Source organism: Micromonospora sp. NPDC049203, assembly GCF_043197215.1.
In the GTDB taxonomy this organism is placed as follows: Bacteria; Actinomycetota; Actinomycetes; order Mycobacteriales; family Micromonosporaceae; genus Micromonospora.
Map to the genome: position 1 here is coordinate 20,892 of NZ_JBICSV010000001.1, position 23,881 is coordinate 44,772.

Genomic DNA, 23,881 nt, shown 5'->3' on the forward strand with positions numbered 1-23,881 from the left:
TGCGCCGCCGGTCAATATGATGGGCGGTCACGGCGGGAGGGGAGCGGCATGACGCGGACGGGGTACCACGGCGGGGTGATTCGGTGACCCCGCGTGCCTGGGCGCTGCTGACCCTGGGCGGCCTGGCGGTCGCGCTGCTCGTGGCGGTGGTGCTGCTGGTGCCGTGGAGCCGGCCGCCGGCGCCCCGGGCCGACCAGCTCGCGGCGCTGCGGGACCTTCCGGCCGGGCAGGTGGCCCGGGGCCGGGAGTTCCACGGCGCGCTGCGTCCGGCGGCCTGGTCGGCGCTCGCGGTCGGGCTGGTGGTGGCGCTGCTGCTCGGGCTGACCCCGCTGGGCGGCCGCCTGGTCGAACTGGTCGGCCGGCCCTTCGGCGGGCACTGGGTCGCGCAGGCGGTGCTCGGCGGGCTGGCCGTCATGTTCCTCGCCGACCTGCTCACGCTGCCGTTCGCGGCCTGGCGCCGTACCGTGCTGGTCCGCTACGGGCTGAGCACCCAGAGCTGGGGTGGCTGGGCGGTCGACCTGCTCAAGTCGTACGCGGTCAGCGCGGTGATCGGCGCGTTGGTCCTGCTCGGCTTCTACACCGTGGTCCGGCTCGCCCCGCGCTGGTGGTGGGCGTTCGGCGCGGCCGGCGCGGCCGTCCTCGTGGTGGTGCTGTCGTTCGTGCTGCCGGTGCTCGTCGAGCCGGTGTTCAACCGGTTCACCCCGATGGAGCCGGGCCCGCTGCGCAGCGAGCTGACCGCGATGGCCGCCCGGGACGGCGTGCCGGTGCGCGACGTGCTCGTCGCCGACGCGTCCCGGCGTACCAGCGCGGTGAACGCCTACGTCTCCGGGCTCGGCCCGACGCGCCGGGTGGTCGTCTACGACACGCTGCTGCGCGAGGCCGAGCCGGCGGAGGTGACCAGCGTGGTCGCCCACGAGCTGGGGCACGCCAAGGACCGGGACGTGTGGACCGGCACGCTGCTCGGCGCGCTCGGCGCCGCCGCCGCGGTGGTGGCGCTCTACCTGATCGGGTCCTGGACGCCGCTGCTGCGGCTCGCGGGCGTCGACTCGATCGCCCAGCCCCGGGCGTTCCCGCTGCTGATCGCGCTGGTCACGGTCGCCGGCCTGCTCGCCACGCCGGCACAGGCGCTCGTCTCCCGCCGGATCGAGTCCCGGGCCGACGCCCACGCGCTGGCGCTCACCGGCGACCCCGCGACGTTCGAGGCGATGCAGCGGCGGTTGGCCGGGGTCAACCTGGCCGACCCCGACCCGCCGCGCTGGGAGCGCCTCTGGTCGGCGACCCACCCGTCCACCGTGGAGCGGATGGCCGCCGCCCGCGCCTACGCCAGGGAGCACGGCCGATGAGCCGCACCTTGCTGATCACCAACGACTTCCCGCCGCGCCCCGGCGGCATCCAGTCGTTCGTCCACAACCTGGCGGTGCGCCAGCCGCCCGGCTCGGTCGTGGTGTACGCGTCGAGCTGGCGTGGTGCGGAGAAGTTCGACGCCGACCAGCCGTTCGAGGTGGTCCGGGAGCGGACCAGGGTGCTGCTGCCCACCCCGCTGATCGCCCGGCGGGCGGCGCGGCTGGCCCGCGCGTACGACTGCGACACCGTCTGGTTCGGCGCGGCGGCCCCGCTGGGGCTGCTCGCCGCGGGCCTGCGGCGGCGGGCCGGGATCCGCCGGGCGGTGGCGCTGACCCACGGGCACGAGGTCGGCTGGGCGGCGCTGCCCGGCGCCCGGTCGGCGCTGCGCCGGATCGGCCGGGGCGTGGACGTGACCACCTACCTCGGCGAGTACACCCGGGAGCGGCTGGCCCGCGTGCTGGACGGGCTGACCGAGCTGCGGCGGCTCGCACCCGGCGTGGACGTGGACACCTACCACCCGGACGTCGACGGCCGGCAGGTCCGATCGCGGCTCGGGCTGGCCGACCGCCCGGTGGTGGTGTGCGTGTCACGGCTGGTGCCCCGCAAGGGCCAGGACATGCTGATCCGCGCGCTGCCGGCGATCCGCCGCCGGGTGCCCGACGCCGCGCTGCTCGTGGTCGGCGGCGGACCGTACCGCTCGACGCTGGAGAAGCTGGCCCGGCAGACCGGGCTGGAACGCGACGTGGTCTTCACCGGGTCGGTGCCCTCGGCCGAGCTGCCCGCCCACTACGCGGCCGGCGACGTCTACGCGATGCCGTGCCGCACCCGCAACCGGGGCCTGGACGTGGAGGGTCTCGGGATCGTCTACCTGGAGGCGAGCGCTACCGGACTGCCGGTGGTGGCCGGCGACTCCGGTGGCGCCCCGGACGCGGTCCGCGAGGGGGAGACCGGGTACGTCGTCGGCGGCCGGGACGTGGCGCAGCTCGCCGACCGGGTGGCCACGCTGCTCGCCGACCGGGATCTGGCCCGGCAGTTCGGCGCCGCCGGCCGTGCCTGGGTGGAGCGGGAATGGCGCTGGGAGACGCAGGCGCAGCGGATGGCCGCCCTGCTGGCCGGCTGACCGCGCGCTGGCCGGATCCCGCGCGCCGGCTGGAGCAGGCGGCGCGGGCCGGATCAGGCGGCGGGCCGGCCGGCCAGGAGCGGCGCCGGCCGGGTCAGGAGGCGGCGTCTACGTGGGCGGGTACCCGGCCCAGGTGCGGCGCGGCCGCGCCGGGACGGCCGAAGTGCCAGCCCTGACCGGCGTCGCAGCCGATCGCGCGCAGCCGGTCGGCCTGGTCGGCCGTCTCCACGCCCTCGGCGGTGACGGTGAGGTCCAGCGCGTGGGCCAGCGCGACGAGCGAGGCGAGGATCCGCTCGTCGGTGCGGCTGCCCGGCGCGCGCAGGCCGGTCACGAACTCGCCCGCCACCTTCAACTCGTCGACCGGCAGGTCCCGCAGGTACGCGAGGTTGCAGTATCCGGTGCCGAAGTCGTCTATGGCGATCCGGACACCGAGGTCGCGGAGCACCCGCAGGGCCCGCACCGGCTCGACCACAGTGCTCATCATGGTGCTCTCGGTGATCTCCAGTTGCAGGCGGTGCGGCGGCAGGCCGGTGTGCCCGAGCACGCCGCGTACCTCGGTCACCAGGTCGCTGCGGTGCAACTGCCGGACGGCGAGGTTGACGCTGACGAACGGCGCGTCCCCGTCCACGCCCGGCCAGCTGCCCGCCTCGCGGCACGCCTCGGCCAGCACCCAGCTGCCGAGCCGGACGATCAACCCGGTCTCCTCGGCCAGCGGGATGAAGCTGTCCGGCCGCAGCACACCCAGCTCCGGGTGACGCCAGCGCACCAGCGCCTCCATGCCGAGCACCCGCCCGTCACGCAACGACGTCAGCGGCTGGTAGTCGAGGTAGAACTCGCCCCGGTCCAGCGCGGCGGGAATCGCCGCGGACAGCGCGTACCGGGCCAGCTCCCTTCGGTTGCGGTCGGCGTCGAACAACGACCAGCGGGCCCCGCCGGCGGCCTTGGCCCAGTGCAGCGTGCTGTCGGCCGCGCGCATCAGATCCATCGGCGAGGTGCCCGCGACCGGCCGCTCCACGATGCCGATGCTCGCGGACACGGTCAGCTCGTGGCCCTCGACGAGCGCCGGCTCGCGTACCGTCGCCAGCGCCGCCTCGGCGACCTTCACCGCGTCGTCGGTGCCGGCGGTGCGTTCCACGAGGATCACGAACTCGTCGCCGCCGAGTCGGGCCACCAGGTGTTCACCGAGCGCCCGGTGCAGGCGCTGGGCCACTGTCACCAGCAGCGAGTCGCCGACCTGGTGGCCGAGGGAGTCGTTGACGACCTTGAACCGGTCCAGGTCGAGGAAGCAGACACCGACCCGGTCGGCGCCCCGCCCGGGCGCGGTGATCGCGTCGGTCAGCCGTTCGGTGAACAGCGTGCGGTTCGGCAGGCCGGTGAGCGGGTCGTGGGTGGCCTGGTGCCGGAACCGGGCCTCACTGTCGCGCAGTGCCCGTTCCGCCTGCGCCCGGGCCATCATGGCGGCCCGGCGGATGGACTCCTGCTCGTCGAGCGTGCGGTCGCGCAGGGCGCGGGCGTACCCGGTGGCCACCGTGGCGAGCAGCCGCGCCATCCGGTCCTCGACGTCGTCGACGACCAGGTCGAGGTCGCGGACCAGGCGCAGCTGGATCACCTCGACGGTGCGGCCCAGCCCTTCCGCGGAGGCGATGTGCGCCTGCACCAGCTCCGCGCCGACCTGCTGGCCGATCCGCAGGTCGAACGGCTCGGCACGCAGCGCCTCGGCCAGCCGCTCGGTGAGCCGTTGCAGCATCTCCTCGAGCTGCGACTGGGTCATCGGCAGGTAGCTGGTGCCGGAGACCGCCTTGGCCCAGGCCCGGGCGAAGACGCCCGGGCGGCAGGGGGCCGCGTCGTCACGCACCGAGCCGCCCCACCCCGCCCATGAAGACGGCCCGCTCGGCGTTCTCCGCCTGGTCGGGGGAGTCCGGCCGCCACTGCGGCACCCACACCACGCCCGGGTCGACCAGCTCGAAGCCGTCGAACAGCGCGGTCAGCTCGGCCCGGCTGCGGATCCAGAGCCGGCTGTCGGTGCGCCGATAGACCCGTTCCGCCTCGGCCCGCTCGCCGGTGCCGGCACGGCCGTCCTCGCTCGCCTGGGAGAGCACCAGGTGACTGCCGGGCGCCAGCGCCGAGCGCAGCTTCCGCAGGATCTCCTCGGGGCGGTCGGCGTCCGGGATGAAGTGCAGCACCGCCACGATCATCACGGCGACCGGCTCGGTGAAGTCCAGCAGCCGGGTGACCTCCGGGTGCGCCAGGATCGCCTCCGGCCTGCGCAGATCCTCCTGGAGCACGGTGGCGTTCCCGTTGCCGGCCAGGATCTCCTGGCTGTGCGCCACCGCCACCGGATCCACGTCGACGTAGACCACGCGCGACTCCGGATCGATCCGCTGGGCGATCTCGTGCACGTTGCCGACGGTCGGGATGCCCGAGCCGATGTCCAGGAACTGGCGGACGCCGGCCTGGGCCAGGTATTGCACCGCCCGGCGCAGGAACGCGCGGTTGGCCTGGGCCATCAGCGGCGCCTCCGGCACCGCCTCCACCATCGCGCGGGCGGCCGCCCGGTCGGCCGCGAAGTTGTGCGAGCCGCCGAGGTAGTAGTCGTACATCCGGGCGACGCTGGGGCGCTCGATGTCGATCGTCTCGGGTGCCCAGTCCGGCCGCTGCATGTCCTGCCCCTCGGGTGTCGGCGACACGCGGTCCCCGCCGCCGCGTGGACCACCCGGGTATTCTGCCCCTCCGCCGTCGCGGTGCAAAGACCGCCGTCGCTACGCGTCCGGCCGTTCACCGTACGCGACCACGCATGGCGTGAACGCCGCGAGAGGCCCGCGTCCGTGGCGGACCGGGCCTCTCGCGGCGGTGCGTCAGAACTTCGGGGCGTCCGGGGCCTCCAGGAGCCCCAGCCGCAGCGCGGTCATCAGCGCCTGCGCCCGGTTGGCCGCGCCCAGCTTCTCGTAGAGCTTGGAGATGTGGGTCTTGGCGGTCGACTCGCTGACGAACAGCTGCTTGGCGATGCCGGCCACGCTCATGCCGTCGGCGAGCAGGCGCAGCACCTGGCCCTCGCGGGGGGACAGCTGCGGGCCGGACGGCGCCAGCCGGCGCTTCATCGCCTCGGCCAGGTCGGCGGCGGTGAACGCGCTGGGGGAGGAGGCGGCGTGCCGGGCGGCGGCCACCACCTCGTCGGCCGGGGCGGTCTTCGGCACGAACGCGCTCGCACCCGCCTCCAGGGCGCCGAAGAGCTGGTCGTCGCCGGCGTACATGGTGAGCACGACGATGCCCATTGACGCGCTGGACTTGCGCAGGGCGCGGGTGGCCTCCAGGCCGCTGCCGTCGGGCAGGCGCAGATCCATGATCACCACGTCGGGCTGGAGCGCGCCGGCCTGGCGCACGCCCTCCGCGGCGGTGGCGGCCTCGCCCACGACCTCGAACTGACGGTCGCGCTCGAACGCGTGACGCAGCCCCTTGCGGATGAGGTCGTGGTCGTCGACCAGGAGAACCTTGGTACGGGTGGCCGGTGTCGGACTGCTGGTCATCCTCGGGTTACTCCCCTTCTGCTGCTGCGGCGCTGCCGCGCACCTTATCGCGCCGGGGCGACGAACCGAGCACCACCGCCACAGTCGTCCCACTCGGCTGCCGCGGCCTGATCTCCAACCGGCCTCGGATACGTTCCGCCCTCTCCGCCATGATCGCAAGGCCATAGTGCCCGTCCGGGCGCTGGTCACCGATGCCGTGACCGTCATCCGACACTTCGATTCGGGCGAACGGGGGATCCACCTCGCATGTGACCCACAGGTTCGAGGCGCCGGCGTGCTTGCGGGCGTTCGTCACCGCCTCCTGCGCGATCCGCAGCAACTCGGCCTCGGTGGCGGCGGGCAGCCGGGCGGTGGACTCGTCGAGTGACAGGTGCACCCGCAGGCCACCGGAGGCGCCGACGGTGCGGGCGTACTCGGCGATGGCGGCGGCCAGGCCGCCGTGCCGGTCCACCTCGCTGCGCAGCTCGAACAGGCTCAGCCGCAGCTCGGTGATCACCCGGGTGACCTCCTGGCGCAGCGTACGCAGCGAGTCGGCGGTCTCGTCCGCGTCCTCGTGCACGGTGGCCAGCGCGTTGTCGATGCCGTAGCCGACCATGACCAGCTCCTGGGCGACCCCGTCGTGGATCTCCCGGGCCAGCCGCTGCCGCTCCTCGTTCGTGGCCAGCGAGCGCACCTCGTCGAAGAGCAGCGCCGCCTCCAGCCGCAGCGCCGCCGGGCCGGTCAGCGCCGTCACCCGGGACACCACCGGCGGCGGGTACGCGGCGGCGGTGTCCGCCTCGATCACCACCAGGCCGACAGTGCGTACGCCCGCCACCAGCGGGACGATCAGCGCGGACACCTCGCCGGAGCGCCGCGACCGGGCCTGCGAGCGCGACGAGACGGTCGGCTGCTGGCTGGCCCAGGCGTCGGCGATGGCCGAGTCGGCGTCGAGCGTGGTCTCCCAGTCCACCCGGTCCGCGCCGATCTGCGCGAGCACCACGAGCCGGCCGCCGCCGCTGGCGGACAGCACCGCGCCCCGGTCGGTCTTGGCCACCACCCGCAGCTCCTCCAGCAGGTGCTCGGAGATGCCACCCGGGTCCAGGGTCGCGCCGGGCAACTGCCGGGCCACCGTACGGAGCTGGGTGAGCAGTCGGGTCGCCTCGGCGTACGGCTGGGGTTTGCCCTCGCCGCGCACCCGCATGACGCGCTGGAGCGTGCCCGCGGTGTAGAGGCCGAGCCCGGCCAGGATCAGCCACTGGGCGCAGACCGTGAGGTAGCCGACCTGGCCGAGCTGCGGCCCGCCGTCGACCTTGGTGAACGCGGCACTGGCAAGCAGCGTCGCCGCCGCGACCACGAGCAGCGCGGCGCCCTCGCGGAACCGGCGGCTCAGCGCGGTTACGGTGACCGGCACGGCGAGGTACGGCAGCACCGCCGAGGCGCCCACCCCGCCGGTGACACCGGTGAGATGGGTGTCGGCGGCGACCTGGCTGGCGGCCAGCCCGAGCACCACCACCTCGGCGAACCGGCTGATCGAGGTGAGCAGCCGGTGCTGCGGGGCGAGCACGGCGGGCAGCCCCGCGACGCCCAGCAGGGCGATCCACCAGAGCTGGGCGGGGTCGCGGGTGGCGAACAGGGTCAGGGCGGCGACCAGCGCGAGGAGGACCGCGCGGGCCGCGACCGCGAGGGGCTGCGTCTGCGGCTGGCCGGATGTGGAGGCGGGCACGTGACGGATCGTAGTCAGCGTTGGTAGATCTCCGCGATCTCCGAGGCGTACGTCTTGTGCACGACCTGCCGCTTGACCTTCAGCGACGGGGTCAGCTCACCGGTGGTCTCGGTGAAGTCCTGCGGCAGGATCCGGAACACCTTGATCGCCTCGGCCTTGGAGACCGCCTGGTTGGCCTGGTCGATCGCGCCCTGGACCTCGGCGCGCAGCGCCGCGTCCTCGCGCAGCTCGGCGATGCTCGTGGTCTCCGGGCGGCCCTGCCCGGCCAGCCACTTCGGCAGCGCCTCCTCGTCGATGGTGACGAGCGCGGCGATGAACGGCTGCCGGTCGCCGACCACCACGCACTGGCTGATCAGCGGGTGCGCCCGGACCTGGTCCTCCAGCACCGCCGGGGCGACGTTCTTGCCGCCGGCGGTCACGATGATCTCCTTCTTGCGGCCGGTGATGCTCAGGTAGCCGTCGTCGTCGAGGTGCCCGAGGTCGCCGGTGCGGAACCAGCCGTCGGCGCTGATCGCCTCGGCGGTGGCCGCCTCGTTGTGCCAGTAGCCCTGGAAGACGATGTCGCCGGCGATGAGGACCTCGCCGTCGTCGTCGATGCGGATGGTGACGCCGGGCAGGGGGCGGCCGACGGTGCCGATCCGGGTGCCGGTGGGGAGGTTGGCGGCGGCGGCCGGGGAGGTCTCGGTCAGGCCGTACCCCTCGCAGATGGTCACCCCGACGCCGCGGAAGAAGTGCCCGAGCCGCGCGCCCAGCGGCGCGCCGCCGGAGATGGCGTCGCGGCACCGGCCGCCCATCGCCGCCCGCAGCTTGCGGTAGACCAGCTTGTCGAAGAGGGCGTGCTGCGCGCGCAGGCCCAGGCCGGGGCCGCCGGGCAGCTCCTGCGCCTCGCTCCACGCGATGGCGACCTTCTCCGCCCGGTCGAAGATCTTGCCCTTCCCCTCGGCCTCGGCCTTCTGCCGCGCGCCGTTGTAGACCTTCTCGAAGACCCGGGGTACGGAGAGCACGAACGTCGGCTTGAAGTCCTGGAGCTCGGCGACCAGGTTCTTGGTGTCCGCGCAGTGCGCCATGGTGGCGCGGGCGTGCACCACGCCGACCTGGATGAGCCGGGCGAAGGCGTGCGCGAGCGGCAGGAACAGCAGCGTCGAGGCGCCCTGGCGGAACAGGTTCGGCAGCACCGGCACCGCGTTGGCGATGTCGGTGTAGATGTTGCGGTGGGTCAGCACGCAGCCCTTGGGCCGGCCGGTGGTGCCGCTGGTGTAGATGATCGTGGCGACGTCGTCGGCCTTGAGCAGCGAGCGGCGGGTCGCCACCTCGGCCGGGTCCACCGACGCGCCGGAGGCGACCAGCTCGCCGACCGCGCCCAGCTCGATCTGCCAGACCTCGCGCAGGTCCGGCAGCCGGTCCCGGACACCGGCGACCAGGGTGGCGTGCGCGGTGCTCTCCACCACCACGGCGACGGCGCCGGAGTCGCCGAGGATCCAGGCGGCCTGCTCGGCGCTGGACGTCTCGTAGATCGGCACGGTCACCGCGCCGGCCGCCCAGATCGCGTAGTCGAACAGCGTCCACTCGTAGCGGGTGCGGCTCATCAGGCCGACCCGGTCGCCGGGGGAGACACCCGCGGCGATCAGGCCCTGCGCCAGCGCCACCACCTCGTCGCGGAACTGGCGGCAGGTCACCTCCTCGCGCGCCGCCGTCCCCGCGCCGGGGCGGACGAACTGCACGGTGTCCGGGGCGACCTCGGCGTTTTCCCAGACCGGGTCGGTCAGGTTGGCCGCGTCGCCGACGGTGACGATCGGCGGGACGGAGAACTCGCGCACCTGCACTCCCTCGTGCTCTACCGGCGGGGCCGGCCTGGTCGGCTCTGTCGAAACCTACCCGCACACCCCGGGGGGTCTGCCAGGGAGGTTGCCCGCCCGGCTGGTGAGACGCCGTCCGGCGGGTGGAGCGGGACCGGCCGGGACGCGGCCGGGTAGCCTCCCCCCATGGCGGACTCCTCCACCCAGTCGATCATCATCGGCGCGTCACCGGACCGGGTGGCGGCCGTTATCTGCGACTTCCCGAGCTATCCCGAGTGGGCCGAGGCGGTACGCCGGGCCGAGGTGATCGAGGAGTACGAGGACGGCTACGCCAGCCAGGTCCGGTTCACCCTCGACGCGGGCGTGATGGCCGACGAGTACGTGCTGGCCTACGAGTACGCCGAGGACATCTCCCGGATCGAGTGGCACCTGGTCGCCCCGTCGAAGATGCAGCGCTCCCAGCGCGGCTCGTACGACCTGGTGGGCAACCCGGACGGGACGACCACGGTGACGTACACGCTCGAGGTGGAGCTGTCCGTGGCGATGCTCGGCATGTTCCGCCGCAAGGCCGAGAAAATGATCATGGACGCGGCGTTGAAGCAGCTGAAGCGCCGGGTAGAAGCACCCGGTGCGGCGCACTGACCGATCGTCGTCCCGGTAGTCACGCTGAAGGAGCCGAACCATGGGCACCACTGATCCGGGTTCGGCCCGGGAAGAGGCCGAGCGCCTCGTCGCCACCCTGCTCGCCGGTGCGAAGCTGGCCGCCGCCGCGCCCGGCTCCGGCGCCTGGGGTCCGCTCGGTGGGATCCTCTCCGGTGTCCTCGGTCACACCCCGCCGGGCGCCGGTCCCGCCCCGGAACCGTCCGGCAGTGCCGGTTTCGCCACCGGCTCCCCGGAATGCTGTGTCTGTCCTGTCTGTCGCGGTATCGCCGCCTTGCGCGACCCGAGTCCGGAATTCACCGAGCGGCTCGCCACCGGCGCCGGGGACCTGGCGGCCGGGGTGGCCAGCCTGCTGCGCGCGTTCAACCCGGCCGAGCCGGAGCGAACGGCCGACGACGGCCCTGCCGCTCCGGCCGGATCCGGGGACCACGTGTGGCGCGAGGCGACCCGCACCGGGCATGATTCTCAGCCGGCACCCGAGCAGGACGTGTGGTCCGCCGCCACCCGGGGGGAGGGCGCGGCCGATTCGGGTGCCGACGCCGACGCCGCCGGGCCGCCGGAGCCGGACACGAGCCGGTCACCGGCCGGCCGTCCCGTGGTGCCCGCCTCGCGGGCGTCCGGCGAGGTGGGCGCGGACGCACCAGGCGACGGGGCCTGACCACCGGACATCCCGGGACCGTACGGCCGGTTCGGCCGGTTCGCGGGCAGCACAGCAGAGGGGAGTGGCAGCGGTGACGCTGACCATCGGAGTCGACGTCGGTGGCACGAAGGTGGCCGGCGGTGTCGTGGACGACGCCGGCACGGTACTCGTGCAGACGCGACGGGACACCCCCGCCGACGACGTGGCGAAGACCCGCGACGTCATCATCGAGGTGGTCACCGAGCTGGCCGCCGGTCACGCCGTGGAGGCGGTCGGCATCGGCGCCGCCGGCTGGATCGACGCCTCCCGCTCCACAGTGCTGTTCGCGCCGAACCTGGCCTGGCGGGACGAGCCGCTGCGCACGTACGTCGGCGACGCCACCGGCCTGCCGGTGATCGTGGAGAACGACGGGAACGTGGCCGCCTGGGCGGAGTTCCGCTACGGCGCGGCCCGCGACGCCGACGACTCGATGGTCATGTTCACCATCGGCACCGGCGTGGGCGGCGGCATCGTGCTCGGCGGTGACCTGGTCCGCGGCGCCAACGGCATCGCCGCCGAACTGGGCCACATGCTCACCGTGCCGGACGGCCACCAGTGCGGCTGCGGCCGGCTGGGCTGCATCGAGCAGTACGCCAGCGGCAGCGCCCTGGTCCGCTTCGCACGCGCCGCCGCCCGGCAGGAGCCGCACCGGGCCACCGCGTTGCTGGAGCTGGCCGGAGGCGAGGCCGAGACGATCACCGGTCCGATGGTGACCGCCGCGGCCAAGGGCGGCGACCCGGTCTCCACCGAGGCGTTCGCCCAGGTCGGCCGCTGGCTCGGCACCAGCCTCGCCGACATGGCGCAGATCCTCGACCCGCAGGTGCTGGTGGTGGGCGGCGGCGTGATCGACGCCGGTGACCTGCTGCTCGGCCCGACCCGGCGGTCGTTCGCCGACGCACTGGCCCAGCGCAGCCGCCTGCCCGTCGCCGAGGTGCGCCCGGCCGAGCTGGGCAACACCGCAGGCGTCATCGGCGCCGCCGACCTGGCCCGGCGGATCTGACATGACTGACGCGGGTGTGCCGCTGCGGGTGGTGTCGTACAACATCCACAGCCAGCGCGACGACACCGCCGCCCTGGCCGAGGTGGTCCGGACGGCGGCGCCGGACGTGGTGATCGTCCAGGAGGGACCGCGCCGGTTCCGGTGGCGGCAGAAGTGCGCCGCGCTGGCCGAGTCGTTCGGCATGGTGGTGGCCGCCGGTGGCCTGCCGTCGCTGGGCAACGTGCTGCTGACCAGCCTGCGGGTGCGGGTCACCGACACCAGGTGCCAGCAGTACCCGCTGACGCCCGGGCGGCACATGCGCGGCGCCGCGTACGCGCAGTGCCGCGTCGGCGGCGTCGAGGTGCTGCTGGCCGGCTCGCACCTGTCCACCGACCCGGCCGAACGGCCCGCCCAGGCGGCGGCGTTCAAGCGGGAGCTGGCCGCGTCCACGCTGCCCGTGGTGGCCGGCGCGGACCTCAACGAGGGCCCGGACGGCCCGGCCTGGCAGACCCTCGCCGAAGGGCTGACCGACACGGCGCTCGCCGCCGACCGGGCCGACCGGCACACGTTCTCCTGCGCCGACCCGCGCCGCCGCATCGACGCGCTGTTCGTCGACCCCCGGATCACCGTCGTGGATTACGACGTGGTGGACACACCGCTGACCCGCCGCGCCAGCGACCACTTCCCGGTCCTGGTCGACCTGCTGCTGCCCACCGCCTGACCGGCGCGGACCGCCGAGCACGCCCCAGCCGGGGCGACTGCCGTTACGCACAGTCAGGTGATCGGCTGCCGGAAGGCGTACCGCTTCGCCGCCTTTGCTCTGCCGCCACATACGCACCAGCTACCCGCCGTGACCGGCGGGTCGCGTCCGGCCTAACGGCCGCGAGACATCAGCGCAGCTAAAGACGGTGCTGCGTCAGTGGCGGCAGAGCAAAGGGCCGACGAGTGTACGCCTTCGGCGCGGCCGGTCCACTCACGCTCGGTCACCGGCTCTGCGGTGACGCTCTGTCAACGGCACCGGGCGGGCGGGCGGTGCCGGAATCGGTGGCTGGACAACGGCGGGCATTCTCGGCAGGATTTCGCGGTGTCCTCCTCCACCGACCCCGGCCGCCCCGATCCGGACCGGACGGTCGCACCGAGCCGTGACGAGCGCCCGGTCTCCGACCGGGGCGACACGGTCTGCGTCATCGGCGCCGGCGCCAGCGGTCTGACCGCCGTCAAGAACCTGCGTGAGGCCGGCTTCGGCGTGGACTGCTACGAGCGGGAGACGGGTGTCGGCGGCGCCTGGAACTGGCGGCACGACCGCAGTCCGGTGTACGCCAGCACGCACCTGATCTCGTCCCGGCCGTTCACCCAGTTCCCCGACTTCCCGATGCCCGACGACTGGCCGGACTACCCGCACCACAGTCAGCTGCTGTCCTACTTCGAGCGGTACGCCGACCACTTCGACCTGCGCCAGCACATCTGGTTCGGCACCGAGGTGGTCCGCGTCGAGCCGGTCGAGGGGGACCGCTGGGACGTGACCACGCGCAGCACCGGCGGCTACGGCCCCGAGCGCACCTCCCGGTACGCCGCCGTGGTGCTCGCCAACGGCCACAACTGGTCGCCGAAGCTGCCTCGCTACGAAGGGCTTGAGGAGTTCCGCGGCGAGGTCATGCACGCCTCGTCCTACAAGGACCCGGCTCAGTTGCGCGGCAAGCGGGTGCTCGTGGTCGGCGCCGGCAACACCGGCTGCGATATCGCGGTGGAGGCCGCACAGCAGGCGTCGCAGTGCTGGCACTCCACCAGACGTGGCTACTGGTACGCCCCGAAGTACGTCCTCGGCCGCCCCGCCGACCAGGTCAACGACACGCTGCTGGCGTTGCGGGTGCCGCTGCGGGTGCGGCAGTGGCTCTACCACTGGACGCTGCGGCTGACCGTCGGCGACCTGACCCGGTTCGGCATGCCCAAGCCGGACCACCGGGTCTACGAGACGCACCCGATCGCCAACAGCCAGCTCGTCTACTACGTCGGCCACGGCGAGGTCACCCCGGTGCCGGACGTGGCCCGGTTCGACGACCGCGCGGTGGAGCTGACCGACGGCCGGCGCATCGACCCGGAGCTTGTCGTCTTCGCCACCGGCTACCTGCCGCGCTTCGAGTTCCTCAAGGGCCGGGTGCTCGGCGACGAGGACGGCTCCGGGCGGCCTCGGCTGTGGCTCAACGCGTTCACCGCCGGTCATCCCACGCTCGCCGTGGTCGGCCTGGTGCAGCCGGACTCCGGCATCTTCGCGATCTCGCACTGGCAGAGCGTGCTGTTCGCCCGGCTGCTCACGCTGCGCGCCACCCGGCCGGAGCGGGCCGCCGCGTTCGACGGCAGGGTCCGGGCCGGTCTCGGTGAGCGGTACTCGGCGAAGGTCAAGGACAGCACCCGGCACTGGTTCGAGGTCGGGCACGCCGACTACCTGCGCGCGCTCCAGCGGGCGCTGCACGAGCTGGAGGGCTCCAAATGACGACCGAGCGGGTGCGGGTGGTCCGGTCGTGGGAGTGGGCCCGCCCGGAGCGGCCCGCCCGCCGCGAGGTGCTCGCCGCCGTACCGGACCGGGAGGAGGCGAAGCCGCCGCTGCTGTTCGTGCCCGGGTTCGGGCACGGCGCGTGGGCGTTCGCCGAGCACTGGCTGGGGCATGCCGCCGGTCGCGGCTTCCCGGCGTACGCGCTGAGCCTGCGCGGGCACGGCGGCAGCGAGCCGGCGCCGGAGGCGACGCTGCGCTCGTACACCCATGATGTGACGCAGGTGGCGGCGAGCCTGCCGCGGCAGACGGTGCTGGTGGGGCACGGCGCAGGCGCCCGGGTCGTGGCGCACGCGCTGGCCCGCTACCCGGCGCGGGCCGCGGTGCTGGTGGCGCCGGTGCTCGGCGGCTGGGCGACGTTCGGTACGGCGTTGCGGCGCAACCCGGTCGGCACGGTGCCGGCGGTGTTCGGCGCCGGGCTGCGGCTCAACCGGCGGCAGTTGTTCAGCCCGGAGCTGCCGGACGCCGACGCGCGGCGGCACCTGGCCCGGCTGGGCCGCGCCGGGCGGCGGGCGCAGTGGCAGCTGCTGACCGGCCGGTCACCGGAGCCCGCGGTGGGCCGGCCACCGGTGCTGGTGCTCGGCAGCCCGGACGACCGGGTGCTGCCGGCGACGGCGCTGACCAAGGCGGCCCGGCGGTACGCCTCGGCGCCGCTGCTGTTCCCCGGCATGGGCCACGACCTGATGCTCGACGCCCGCTGGCGGGAGCCGATCGACGCCATCCTGGACTGGCTGGAGAAGGACCCGGCGCCCACCAGCGGGTGAGCGCCGGGCGCCGGTCACCTGGTGGCGGGGCGGCGGCCGACGAGCGTTCCGCTCTCCTCCAGCGCGCTGAGGTAGGACGCCGCCCAGGCGTGGATGTCGTTGTGGGCCAGGTGTTCGCGCATCGCGCGCATCCGGGCCGTCACGTCCTCCGGACCGGCGCGCAACGCGGCCAGCAACCCCTGCTTGAGGCCGTCGAGGTCGTGCGGGTTGACCAGGTACGCCTGCTCCAGCTCGGCGGCGGCGCCGGCGAACTCGCTCAGCAGCAGCGCGCCGGTGCCGTCGACCCGGGCCGCCACGTACTCCTTCGCGACCAGGTTCATGCCGTCGCGCAGCGGCGTCACCGCCATCACGTCCGCGACCCGGTAGAGCGCCACCAGCTCGGCACGGTCGAACGGCTGGGTGAGGTAGTGGATCGCCGGCTCGCCGACCCGGCCGAACTCGCCGTTGATCCGGCCGACCTGGTGCTCCACCCGGTCGCGCAGGATCTGGTACTGCGCCACCCGGTCGCGGCTGGGCACCGCCACCTGGACCAGCACCGTGTCGCGGACCTTGATGTCGCCGTTGGCGAGCAGCTCGCGGTACGCCTTGAGGCGCTGCTCGATGCCCTTCGTGTAGTCCATCCGGTCGACGCTGAGGATCACCTGCTCCGGCTGGCCGAGGTCCTGCCGGAGCCGGCGGGCCCGCTCGGCGACCTCGGGACGTGACGCGAGCGCGGACATCTCGGCGGTGTCGATGGCGACCGGGAAGGCGCCCACGCGCACCACCCGGCCGTCCACGCCGATCCGCCGGTCGGTGGCGGGCAGGCCGAGCACCTTGGTGGCGAGCTGGGCGAAGTTGTGCGCGGCCTGGGCCCGCTGGAAGCCGACCAGGTCGGCGCCGAGCATGCCGCGGAGCAACTCGGCCCGGCGGGGCAACTGCATGAACAGTTCCGGCGGCGGGAACGGCACGTGCAGGAAGAACCCGATCCGCAGGTCGGGGCGCAGCTCGCGGAGCAGGCCGGGCACCAGTTGGAGGTGGTAGTCCTGCACCCAGACCAGACCGCCCGGCTCGGCCACCCGGGCCGCCGCCTCGGCGAAGCGCTGGTTGACCCGCTGGTACGCCTCCCACCAGCGGCGGTGGTACTCCGGCTGTTCGACGGCGTCGTGGTAGAGCGGCCAGAGGGTGGCGTTGGCGAAGCCCTCGTAGTGGTCGCGGAAGTCCTCGGCGCTCAGCGGCACCGTGTGCATCCGGACGCCGTCCACGTCCGGCAGTTCGGGTGCGGGGCCGGTGCCGCCGGCCCAGCCCACCCAGGTCGCGGGCGTGTGCCGCAGCAGCGGGTGCAGGGCACTCACCAGGCCGCCGGGGCTGCGGCGCCACTCGAAGGCGCCGTCGGGCGCCACGCTGTCGTCGATGGGGAGGCGGTTGGCCACCACCACGAGGGGGCTCTGTCGCATCTCGGGCAATCCGCTCAGCAGGGGACCGGCGACCCGGAAGGAGACGCAAGCCGGACAGCCGGTGCGGGACGTGACGTTCAGCCTATTCCTACTGACTGTAAGTTACACGCTTGTTACGCCCCGGCCCAGGGCCCGCGGCGTCCCGGCATCCGGGCAGCGCCCGGCGACGCGGCGGTCAGACGACCGCGCCGTCGTCCGGGTCGTGGTCGTCCCGGTCGCCCGGACGCAGCCGCCAGATCAGCATCACGAAACCGGCCAGGATGCCGGTGAAGCCGAGCAGCGTCACCACCTGCGGGTCGACCAGCGACACCACGGTGGGGGAGAGGAACAGCAGGAAGCCGAGCACGATGCAGGCCACGCCGAGCACCGCGTACTTGGAGAAGCGGGGCAGCGGGGGCGGCGGGGGCGGGGTGTAGTGCTCCTCGTCCGACGCCTCGTCGGGCAGGTTCGCGCCGAACGTGTCCAGGCCGTCGAGCAGCGAGGGCTCGTCGTGCCGGTCCCGGCTGAGCGAGACGCCGGAGACGTCGGCCGCGTACGGCAGCCGGCGTACGTCGGTGGCGGTCGGGCCGGCGGGCTCCTCGGCCCGGCCACCGGCGACGGTGCCCGGCGCGGGCGGGTCGTCCACGTCCTCCGCTGCGGGCCAGGGGTGGCTGCCGGCGCTCGGCGCGGTGTGGAAACCGGCGACGATCTTCGCCCACTCGGCCTCGATGTCCGGCTCGTCGGCGCGCGGCGCGTCACCCCCGCCCTCGTCGGCGAGCTGGGTGAGGTAGTCGCGGGCGGTGGTCAGGTGCGACCTGTCGACGTAGAGCCGGTCGACCGGGCGGGCCGGGACGGTGGTGGTGCGGGTCACCGGATTCAGGTCGGCCGAGGGCTGGAGGTAGGCCGCGATGCCACCGGCGGCGAGCACGTCGAGCAGGTGCTCGCCGACGCGTGGATCGACGTCGCCCGCGACCGCGTACTCGGCCGCGTCGAGCCCGTTGTCCCGTCGTCCCCGACGGGGCCCGCCCCCTGACAACGGACACCCCCTTCGCCGATCCCTGCCCGTGCCCTGAATCGTGACACGTCGGCACCCGGTTCCGGGAGTGCGTTGTGGCGTGCCGCTCGTCGTTCGTGCTCTCTTCCCGGTGTCCCGCCGGCACCGACGGCGCTCCGGGGCCGTGCGGCGACCCGTCCGCCGCCACCGACACGGGACGGAGGCCGGTGCTGTACTGGCCAGCAGCCACCTCTTTTCCTCGGATGCCCTCCTCACTCCGCTGATCGTCAAGCGAAAAGTCACATTCATCGCCAAAGCCGAATACTTCCCCGGTAAGGGGACTCAAGGGTCCGCTCACCGGTCCCTCAGGTCGCCCCGGCTCAGGTCGCCCCGGCGATCCGCAGCAGGCCCGCTGCGGCGTGCCGGCCGGCGAACGCGCGTACCCGGTCCAGCGTCGCCGCGCCGGCTGGCGGATCCGCCTCGGTCAGCGGCACGACAGCCAGCGCGGACGCGATCATCTGGTCGGTCACGTCGGTCATCTCCGCGTACCCCTCGGCCGCTGTGGTGAGCAGCCGGCCCGCCCGCGCGGCGTCGCCGTCGTCCCGGGCCAGGGCCGCCTCGGCCGACCGCCCGGCCGAGCGCGCCCAGCGGGTGGTGCGCGGCGACCTCGCCAGCAGGTCGCGCACCAGCACCGCGGCGTCGCCGCCGAGCAGCGCGGCGACGTGGCCGATCGCCGGCACCCACTCGGCGAACGGGATCATCCGGGTCTGCCGCCAGTCCTCGTCCAGCTCGGTCAGCAGCGCCATCGCCTCCTCCCGGCGGCCCTGCACCGCGCGGCAGAGCGCGGCGTGCGCCAGCGTGGAGCGCAGCACCCGCTGGAAGCCGCTGCGCCGTGCCGCGACGAGTGCCTGGTCCACCAGGTCCTCGCCGGTGCCCGGACCGGCCGGGTCGTCGCTGAGCGCCCGGATCCAGCCGGACACGGCCACGATGTGCATGTCCCACTCGTCGGTCGGGCGCCGCGTCGACCCCTCGGCCATCCGCAGCGCCGCCGTCCAGTCCCCGCTGTAGTACGACCGGGCCCACTGGTCGCTGAAGTTCACCGTCAGGGCGTGCTCGCCGGCGAGGTCCAGTGACCGCTGCTCGTCGACAAGCCGGGCCGAGCCGGCCAGGTCACCCTCCTCCTGCAGCACCCAGGCCAGGTTCTGCACCGCGCGGCTACGGCCGGTCAGCCGCTCCACCCGGCACTCCTCGGTCACCTCGGCCAGCTCGGCGTACGCCTCCTCGGCGCCGGCCTGGTAACGGACCACGGCGAGCGTGATGCGCGCGTTCGCCCGGGCCTCCCGCATCCCCAGCCGCTCGGCCAGCTCGGCCGCGGTGCGGGCGGCGATGCACGCCGGCTCGGTCTCCGCGTCGAGCATGTGCGCCCGGGCCAGCTCCAGCAGCACGCCCACCTTGTCCTCGCTGTCCGGCAGCGTGGCGTGCAGCCTGATGGCCCGGTCCAGGCAGCGCATCAGCTCCGAGCGGTCGGCCCGGGCGAAGGCCGCCGTGGCCAGCAGCCGCCACGCCTTCGCCGCGCCCTGCCGGTCACCGGTGTCGGCCAGCCGGCCGGCCAGGTCGGTGAGCAGCGCCGTCCCGCCGCCGTCGAGGAAGCCGTCCCGGTCCCGGTAGAACGCCAGCTCGGCCCGGAACAGCTCCAGTGCCGGGTCCGGACCGCACTCCACGCTCAGCGCGCGGTCCACCAGCGTCGCCGCGGTCTCCAGCGCGTGCAGCTCGTACGCCCGGCGCGCGGCCCGGTGCAGCGCGGACCGGGTCGCGCCGGCGTGCGCGGTCTGGTCCAGCCCGACGGTGCGGGCGATCTCGTGCGCCGTCCATCTGTGGTTGGCCAGCACCTCGGCCCGGTCGTGCTGCCGGCCGTCGGCGAGCTGCTCCAGCCAGTCGGCGGTGCGCTGGTGCCGGCCGACCCGCTCGGCCCGGGGCAGCCGCTGATAGCAGACGTCCCGGACCAGCACGTGCCGGAACCGGTACTCCGCCTGGTCGGGCATCGTCGAGACGGGCAGCTCGTAGACGAGGTCACGGCGCTGGAGGCGATGCAACGCGCGCTCGACCCACTCCACCGGGCGGCCGAGCGCCAGCGCCACCGGCGCCGCCCAGAACTGCACGCCGACCACCGAGGCGGCCTGGAGCACCGCGCGGTCGGCCGGGTCGAGCAGGTCCAGCCGGTTGGCGATGACCGCCTGCACGGTACGCGGCATCCCGGCGCCCCCGGACGGGTCGACGAGCGTGAGCGGGGCCGTCCGCTCCGCCAGCCCGCCGTCGAGCAGCATCCGCGCGTACTCCTGGGCGTAGAGCGGGTTGCCGTCGGCGAACTCGATCAGCGGTGCCCGTGCGTCCTGCGGCAGCGTGGCCTGGCCGAGCAGCAGCGAGTAGAGCGTGTCGATGTCCCCGTCGTGCATCGGCGGCACCGAGATGGACATCGCCCCGCTGATCGTGCCGGTCCAGGCGGGGTGCCGCTCGCGCAGCTCCGGGCGGGCGGTCGCGACGACGAGCAGCGGCACGTTGCGGGCCGCCGCGCCGAGCTGCTCGACGAAGGACAGCATCGCCTCGTCGGCCCAGTGCATGTCCTCGAAGACGAGCACTGTGGGGCCGGTCGTGGCCAGCGTGAGCAGGAAGCGCCGCCACGCCGCCTCGGTCTCGGCCGAGGTGAGCCGTTCGCCGGAGACGCCGACGAGCGGGCCCAGCGCCTCGGCCAGCCGTACCGCGTGCGGGTCGGCGAGGCGGCCCAGCCGCTCGCGCAGCCGTTCCCGGACGGTGGCCGGGTCGTCGACGCCGGTCAGCCCGGCCCAGCCCCGGACGATGTCGGCCAGCGCCGCGTAGGTGACGTTCTCGCCGAACGGCGGGCACTGGCCGGTCAGCCAGGTGACGTGCGTGCCGGGCAGGCTGGCGGCGTGCCGGGCCAGCTCGCGCAGCAGCCGGCTCTTGCCCACCCCGGCCGGGCCGAAGACGGTGAGCAGCTGCGAGGTGCGCTCGGTCAGCGTGCGGTGCAACGCGCTGACCAGCAGACCGCGCTCGTGGTCGCGGTCGACCATCGGGGTCAGCTCGGCGGTCTGCCCGTCGCGCCGGGGCCGGGCCCGCACGGCCAGCCAGATCCGGCTCACCGTGGACCGGCCGCGCAACGTCACCGGCGGCTGGTCGTCGTACTCCATCTCGCGCCGGGTGGCCGCCCAGGTGCTCTCGTCGACCACCACGCCGCCGACCGGGGCCAGCCCCTGCAACCGGCTGGCGGTGTTCACCACGTCGCCGGTGACGAACGCCTGGCCGCCGTCGCGGGCCGCGGCCAGGTCGACCAGGGCCTCGCCGGTGGCGATGCCGACGCGGAACCCGAGTGGCGGATGCGGTCCGGCCGGCTGCTTGGCCAGGCTGCGTTGCAGCTCCAGCCCGGCGCGGACGCAACGCAGCGCGTCGTTGTCGGTGGCCACCGGCGCGCCGAACAACGCCATGACGGCGTCGCCGATGTACTTCTCCACCACGCCGCCGTACTGGTGCACCAGCCGGCGCACGGTGGAGAAGTAGGCCTGTTGCAGGCCGCGGGCCTGCTCCGGGTCGGCCCGCTCGGCGTACGTGGTGAAGTCGACGATGTCGATGAAGAGCACGCTGACCTGACGGCGGTCCTCCTGCACCGCGACGGTGTGGTCGCGCAGCGGCTGCCCGCAGTTGGTGCAGAAGTTGGCGCCGGTGTCGTTGGCGTGCCCACAGCCCGGGCAGGCCGCCGCGAGCGGGCGCCCGCACCCGCCGCAGAAGCGGTCGTCCGGCCCGGCGGTCCGGGCGCAGTGTCCACAGGTGAGGTCGATGTCCGGCTCCGTACGCGTGAGGTCCCCAGTGTCCCGCGCGGCCGCGCAGTCGGGTACCCGACGGGTCGGCGGGACGTCACGGCTGTTCGGCCGGGTCTAGTCTCCCCTAGCAGGAAGTCCTTTCGACAGGGAGTTTGCCGTGCACGTCCGGCTGTCCACCTCATGGACCGATCCACGGGGGACGGTGTGGGCCGTGGGCGACACTGTCGACGTGGACGCCGTCACGCTCGCCGAACTGGAGGAAAAAGGCATGGTGGAGCAGCCCGCCGGTAGCGGATCGACCGAGACCACGACCACCACGACCACGCCGCCGAAGAAGACCGACCCGTCGAAGATCGGCCCCGGGCCCACCGCGCCCCCGGCCGACACCGACAACGACTGACCGGGGCGTACGACGAACGCGGCGGGGGCCGGCGGGACGACCGCCGGCCCCCGCCGTCGTCGTGTCAGCGGTCGTTCATGCCGGCCCGGCGGCGCAGCGCGGCCACGTCGGTGACCACGATGCGGCGTCCCTCGGTACGCAGCCAGCCCCGGCTGGCGAACGAGCCGATGGCCTGGTTGACGCTCTGCCGGGAACCGCCGGCCATCTCGGCGAGCTGGCTCTGGTTCAGCTCGATCGTGATCATCGGGGCCTGGCTCTCACCGGCCAGCCGGACCAGCGTCTTCGCGACCCGGCCGGGCAGGTCGAGGAAGACGTGGTCGGCGTTCTGCTCGGTGAGCCGGCGGATCAACTGGCCCAGCGAGCGCATCACCGCGTCCAGGATGCGCGGGTTGGAGTGCACGAGCTCCATGAACGCGGGCCGGGACAGCGCCAGCGCGGCGCAGTCCTCGATCGCCTCGGCCGACGCCGAGCGGGTGGAGGCGTCCAACAGGGACACCTCGCCGAGCACGTCCGGCGGTCGGATCACCGACAGCACCGCGCGCTCACCGGTGGGGGCGGTGCGGAACACCGCCACCGCGCCGCGGCGCAGCACGATCAACGACTCGCCGGGGTCGTTCTCGACGAAGAGCAGTTGGCCCTTGCGGTAGGTGCGCGGTACGGCCGCGGCGATGACACGCTGCCGCACCTCCGGCTCAAGCCCGGCGAACATCTCCACACCCGTGAGCGCGTCACCCGGCTCCGGCAGGCGAGACTCCACGGCTCAACCCCTCCCCGGTCAGAAGTCACGACTCGCACACCGGGTGAAGCTCTCAGTCCCGGTACGAAGCAGCTCAACCGGTTCGGCGCCCGACGGCGGTACACATCAGATCATGACGCTCCCGTCGCGTGCTGTACACCCCCGGAAACACTTCCGTGACCATGCCCGGTCGCCGCCGGCACGCCGCCGACCTCGGCGGACGCCCCGGCGAGCGGTCCGCGCGGCCGATGGGCGAGGATGGGTGCGATGGTCTACCGCTATTTCTACGACTGCGAATTCATCGAGGACGGCCGCATCGTCGACCTGGTGTCGATCGGCGTCGTCGACGAGTACGGCCGCGAGTTCTACGCGGTCTCCACCGAGTTCGACGACTCCCGGGCGGTGCCCTGGGTGCGGCGCAACGTGCTGGACAAGCTCCCCTCGCCGGCCGACCGGGCCTGGCGCTCCCGCGAGCGCATCCGTGACGACCTGCACGAGTTCCTGCTGGAGCCGGTGCGGGACCGGCCGGGTGAGCAGCTGGAGCTGTGGGCCTGGTACGCCGCGTACGACCACGTCGTGCTGGCCCAGCTCTGGGGCGCGATGCCGGCTCTGCCCCGGGAGATCCCCCGCTTCACCAAGGAGCTGCGTCAGCTCTGGGACGACCGGGGACGTCCCCGGCTGCCGGACGCCGAGGCCGACCGGCACGACGCGCTCGTCGACGCGCGGCACAACCTGGCGCGGTGGCGGGCGATGACCGCGCGGGAGGTTTGACCGGTTCCGCCCAGGGCACCGGAGCGGCAGCTACGCCGATCCGAGGACAGGAGTGCCCCATGAGCAAAGAGCCGACAAACGCCGCGGACGCCCGTCGCCGGGTCACCGAGCTGATCCGGGACGCCCGGATCTGCCTGCTCACCACCACCGGCGTGGACGGGCGTCTGGTCAGCCGCCCGATGGGGTTGCAGGAGGCGGAGTTCGACGGCGACCTGTGGTTCTTCGCGTACGCCGACTCGGCGAAGGTGCGGCAGATCCGGGTGAACCCGCAGGTGAACGTCGGTTTCTCCGACCAGCGGCACCATGCCTGGGTCTCCGTGGCCGGCACCGCCACGGAGGAGTGGGACGCCGAGCGGGCGAAGAAGCTGTGGAACCCGCTGCTGAAGGCGTGGTTCCCGGACGGGCTGGACACGCCCGGGATCACGTTGATCAAGGTGCACGCCGGGTCGGCGGAGTACTGGGACTCGCCCGGCAGCGCCGTGGTGAATCTGCTCGGCTTCGCCAAGGCGGCGGTGACCGGCAAGCCGCCGAAGTCGGGGGAGAACCACGAGGTCAGCTACTGACGGGTAGCCCGTCCGCCGTCCGGAACGGCCCGGGGTGCGGTGTCGGCGTACACCTGTGC

20 protein-coding genes are annotated in these 23,881 nt (G+C 73.9%); 11 read left to right on the forward strand and 9 right to left on the reverse strand.

What is annotated here, in order from left to right:
* Positions 1-83 precede the first annotated feature (83 nt).
* Positions 84-1,343, forward strand: coding sequence for a M48 family metallopeptidase (locus ACGFIA_RS00115; protein ID WP_357380643.1), 1,260 nt, complete (start codon positions 84-86; stop codon positions 1,341-1,343).
* The gene (locus ACGFIA_RS00120) at positions 1,340-2,464 is read left to right on the forward strand and encodes a glycosyltransferase family 4 protein (protein WP_357380645.1); all 1,125 of its coding nucleotides are present in this window, start codon (positions 1,340-1,342) and stop codon (positions 2,462-2,464) included. Before ACGFIA_RS00115 ends, ACGFIA_RS00120 begins: the two co-directional genes overlap by 4 nt.
* A gap of 94 nt (positions 2,465-2,558) precedes the next feature.
* Here the strand turns inward: ACGFIA_RS00120 and ACGFIA_RS00125 are convergent, their stop codons facing one another.
* The 5 genes from ACGFIA_RS00125 to ACGFIA_RS00145 form a co-directional block, all read right to left on the reverse strand.
* Complete coding sequence (locus ACGFIA_RS00125; RefSeq protein ID WP_393257580.1) at positions 2,559-4,319, reverse strand: putative bifunctional diguanylate cyclase/phosphodiesterase; 1,761 nt, start codon at positions 4,317-4,319, stop codon at positions 2,559-2,561.
* Complete coding sequence (locus ACGFIA_RS00130; protein ID WP_357476645.1) at positions 4,312-5,124, reverse strand: SAM-dependent methyltransferase; 813 nt, start codon at positions 5,122-5,124, stop codon at positions 4,312-4,314. The genes ACGFIA_RS00125 and ACGFIA_RS00130 overlap by 8 nt, the downstream gene beginning before the upstream one ends.
* A 195-nt stretch (positions 5,125-5,319) precedes the next feature.
* Positions 5,320-5,988 (reverse strand): response regulator transcription factor, encoded by a 669-nt coding sequence (locus ACGFIA_RS00135; RefSeq protein WP_013287678.1) that lies wholly within the window; start codon positions 5,986-5,988, stop codon positions 5,320-5,322.
* A 7-nt stretch (positions 5,989-5,995) separates the two neighbouring features.
* Complete coding sequence (locus ACGFIA_RS00140; RefSeq protein WP_357469653.1) at positions 5,996-7,690, reverse strand: GAF domain-containing sensor histidine kinase; 1,695 nt, start codon at positions 7,688-7,690, stop codon at positions 5,996-5,998.
* A 14-nt stretch (positions 7,691-7,704) separates the two neighbouring features.
* Positions 7,705-9,507 (reverse strand): AMP-dependent synthetase/ligase, encoded by a 1,803-nt coding sequence (locus ACGFIA_RS00145; RefSeq protein WP_357469650.1) that lies wholly within the window; start codon positions 9,505-9,507, stop codon positions 7,705-7,707.
* Positions 9,508-9,672: 165 nt separating this feature from the next.
* On the opposite strand from ACGFIA_RS00145, the gene ACGFIA_RS00150 reads away from it, so the two are divergent.
* The 6 genes from ACGFIA_RS00150 (at position 9,673) to ACGFIA_RS00175 (ending at position 15,116) form a co-directional block, all read left to right on the forward strand.
* Complete coding sequence (locus ACGFIA_RS00150) at positions 9,673-10,128, forward strand: SRPBCC family protein (protein ID WP_357469645.1); 456 nt, start codon at positions 9,673-9,675, stop codon at positions 10,126-10,128.
* 40 nt (positions 10,129-10,168) lie between these two features.
* The gene (locus tag ACGFIA_RS00155) at positions 10,169-10,804 is read left to right on the forward strand and encodes a hypothetical protein (RefSeq protein WP_357469642.1); all 636 of its coding nucleotides are present in this window, start codon (positions 10,169-10,171) and stop codon (positions 10,802-10,804) included.
* Between the two features lie 73 nt (positions 10,805-10,877).
* On the forward strand, positions 10,878-11,825 hold the full coding sequence (locus tag ACGFIA_RS00160) for an ROK family glucokinase (protein WP_357380658.1): 948 nt from the start codon (positions 10,878-10,880) through the stop codon (positions 11,823-11,825).
* Between the two features lies 1 nt (position 11,826).
* Positions 11,827-12,525 carry an endonuclease/exonuclease/phosphatase family protein gene (locus ACGFIA_RS00165; RefSeq protein ID WP_357380661.1) on the forward strand — a complete coding sequence of 233 codons (699 nt, stop codon included), beginning with the start codon at positions 11,827-11,829 and terminating at the stop codon, positions 12,523-12,525.
* A 363-nt stretch (positions 12,526-12,888) separates the two neighbouring features.
* Positions 12,889-14,295, forward strand: coding sequence for a flavin-containing monooxygenase (locus tag ACGFIA_RS00170; protein ID WP_393257588.1), 1,407 nt, complete (start codon positions 12,889-12,891; stop codon positions 14,293-14,295).
* On the forward strand, positions 14,292-15,116 hold the full coding sequence (locus tag ACGFIA_RS00175; RefSeq protein ID WP_357469639.1) for an alpha/beta fold hydrolase: 825 nt from the start codon (positions 14,292-14,294) through the stop codon (positions 15,114-15,116). Before ACGFIA_RS00170 ends, ACGFIA_RS00175 begins: the two co-directional genes overlap by 4 nt.
* Before the next feature lie 14 nt (positions 15,117-15,130).
* Here ACGFIA_RS00175 and ACGFIA_RS00180 read toward each other — a convergent pair whose 3' ends face one another.
* The 3 genes from ACGFIA_RS00180 to ACGFIA_RS00190 form a co-directional block, all read right to left on the reverse strand.
* On the reverse strand, positions 15,131-16,549 hold the full coding sequence (locus tag ACGFIA_RS00180; RefSeq protein ID WP_357380667.1) for a trehalose-6-phosphate synthase: 1,419 nt from the start codon (positions 16,547-16,549) through the stop codon (positions 15,131-15,133).
* Positions 16,550-16,724: 175 nt separating this feature from the next.
* A complete protein-coding gene (locus ACGFIA_RS00185) occupies positions 16,725-17,564 on the reverse strand; it encodes a DUF308 domain-containing protein (RefSeq protein WP_357380669.1) in 840 nt (279 codons plus the stop codon).
* Positions 17,565-17,902: 338 nt separating this feature from the next.
* On the reverse strand, positions 17,903-21,370 hold the full coding sequence (locus tag ACGFIA_RS00190) for an AAA family ATPase (protein ID WP_357469736.1): 3,468 nt from the start codon (positions 21,368-21,370) through the stop codon (positions 17,903-17,905).
* Positions 21,371-21,563: 193 nt separating this feature from the next.
* On the opposite strand from ACGFIA_RS00190, the gene ACGFIA_RS00195 reads away from it, so the two are divergent.
* Positions 21,564-21,752 carry a hypothetical protein gene (locus ACGFIA_RS00195; protein WP_357469636.1) on the forward strand — a complete coding sequence of 63 codons (189 nt, stop codon included), beginning with the start codon at positions 21,564-21,566 and terminating at the stop codon, positions 21,750-21,752.
* A 64-nt stretch (positions 21,753-21,816) separates the two neighbouring features.
* On the opposite strand, the gene ACGFIA_RS00200 is transcribed toward ACGFIA_RS00195, so the two are convergent.
* Positions 21,817-22,509, reverse strand: coding sequence for a Crp/Fnr family transcriptional regulator (locus tag ACGFIA_RS00200; RefSeq protein WP_013287664.1), 693 nt, complete (start codon positions 22,507-22,509; stop codon positions 21,817-21,819).
* A 246-nt stretch (positions 22,510-22,755) separates the two neighbouring features.
* On the opposite strand from ACGFIA_RS00200, the gene ACGFIA_RS00205 reads away from it, so the two are divergent.
* Together ACGFIA_RS00205 and ACGFIA_RS00210 are read left to right on the forward strand one after the other, a co-directional pair.
* A complete protein-coding gene (locus ACGFIA_RS00205) occupies positions 22,756-23,259 on the forward strand; it encodes a polyadenylate-specific 3'-exoribonuclease AS (protein WP_091420952.1) in 504 nt (167 codons plus the stop codon).
* Between the two features lie 59 nt (positions 23,260-23,318).
* Complete coding sequence (locus tag ACGFIA_RS00210) at positions 23,319-23,822, forward strand: pyridoxamine 5'-phosphate oxidase family protein (protein ID WP_357380676.1); 504 nt, start codon at positions 23,319-23,321, stop codon at positions 23,820-23,822.
* The last annotated feature ends 59 nt before the right edge of the window (positions 23,823-23,881 follow it).

What these genes read in the sequence shown, in the direction of transcription:
- ACGFIA_RS00150 (WP_357469645.1), top strand. Translation starts at nt 9,673, where the DNA reads ATGGCGGACTCCTCCACCCAGTCGATCATCATCGGCGCGTCACCGGAC.
- ACGFIA_RS00130 (WP_357476645.1), bottom strand. Translation starts at nt 5,124, where the DNA reads ATGCAGCGGCCGGACTGGGCACCCGAGACGATCGACATCGAGCGCCCC.
- ACGFIA_RS00175 (WP_357469639.1), top strand. Translation starts at nt 14,292, where the DNA reads ATGACGACCGAGCGGGTGCGGGTGGTCCGGTCGTGGGAGTGGGCCCGC.
- ACGFIA_RS00120 (WP_357380645.1), top strand. Translation starts at nt 1,340, where the DNA reads ATGAGCCGCACCTTGCTGATCACCAACGACTTCCCGCCGCGCCCCGGC.
- ACGFIA_RS00165 (WP_357380661.1), top strand. Translation starts at nt 11,827, where the DNA reads ATGACTGACGCGGGTGTGCCGCTGCGGGTGGTGTCGTACAACATCCAC.
- ACGFIA_RS00180 (WP_357380667.1), bottom strand. Translation starts at nt 16,549, where the DNA reads ATGCGACAGAGCCCCCTCGTGGTGGTGGCCAACCGCCTCCCCATCGAC.
- ACGFIA_RS00210 (WP_357380676.1), top strand. Translation starts at nt 23,319, where the DNA reads ATGAGCAAAGAGCCGACAAACGCCGCGGACGCCCGTCGCCGGGTCACC.
- ACGFIA_RS00155 (WP_357469642.1), top strand. Translation starts at nt 10,169, where the DNA reads ATGGGCACCACTGATCCGGGTTCGGCCCGGGAAGAGGCCGAGCGCCTC.
- ACGFIA_RS00205 (WP_091420952.1), top strand. Translation starts at nt 22,756, where the DNA reads ATGGTCTACCGCTATTTCTACGACTGCGAATTCATCGAGGACGGCCGC.
- ACGFIA_RS00135 (WP_013287678.1), bottom strand. Translation starts at nt 5,988, where the DNA reads ATGACCAGCAGTCCGACACCGGCCACCCGTACCAAGGTTCTCCTGGTC.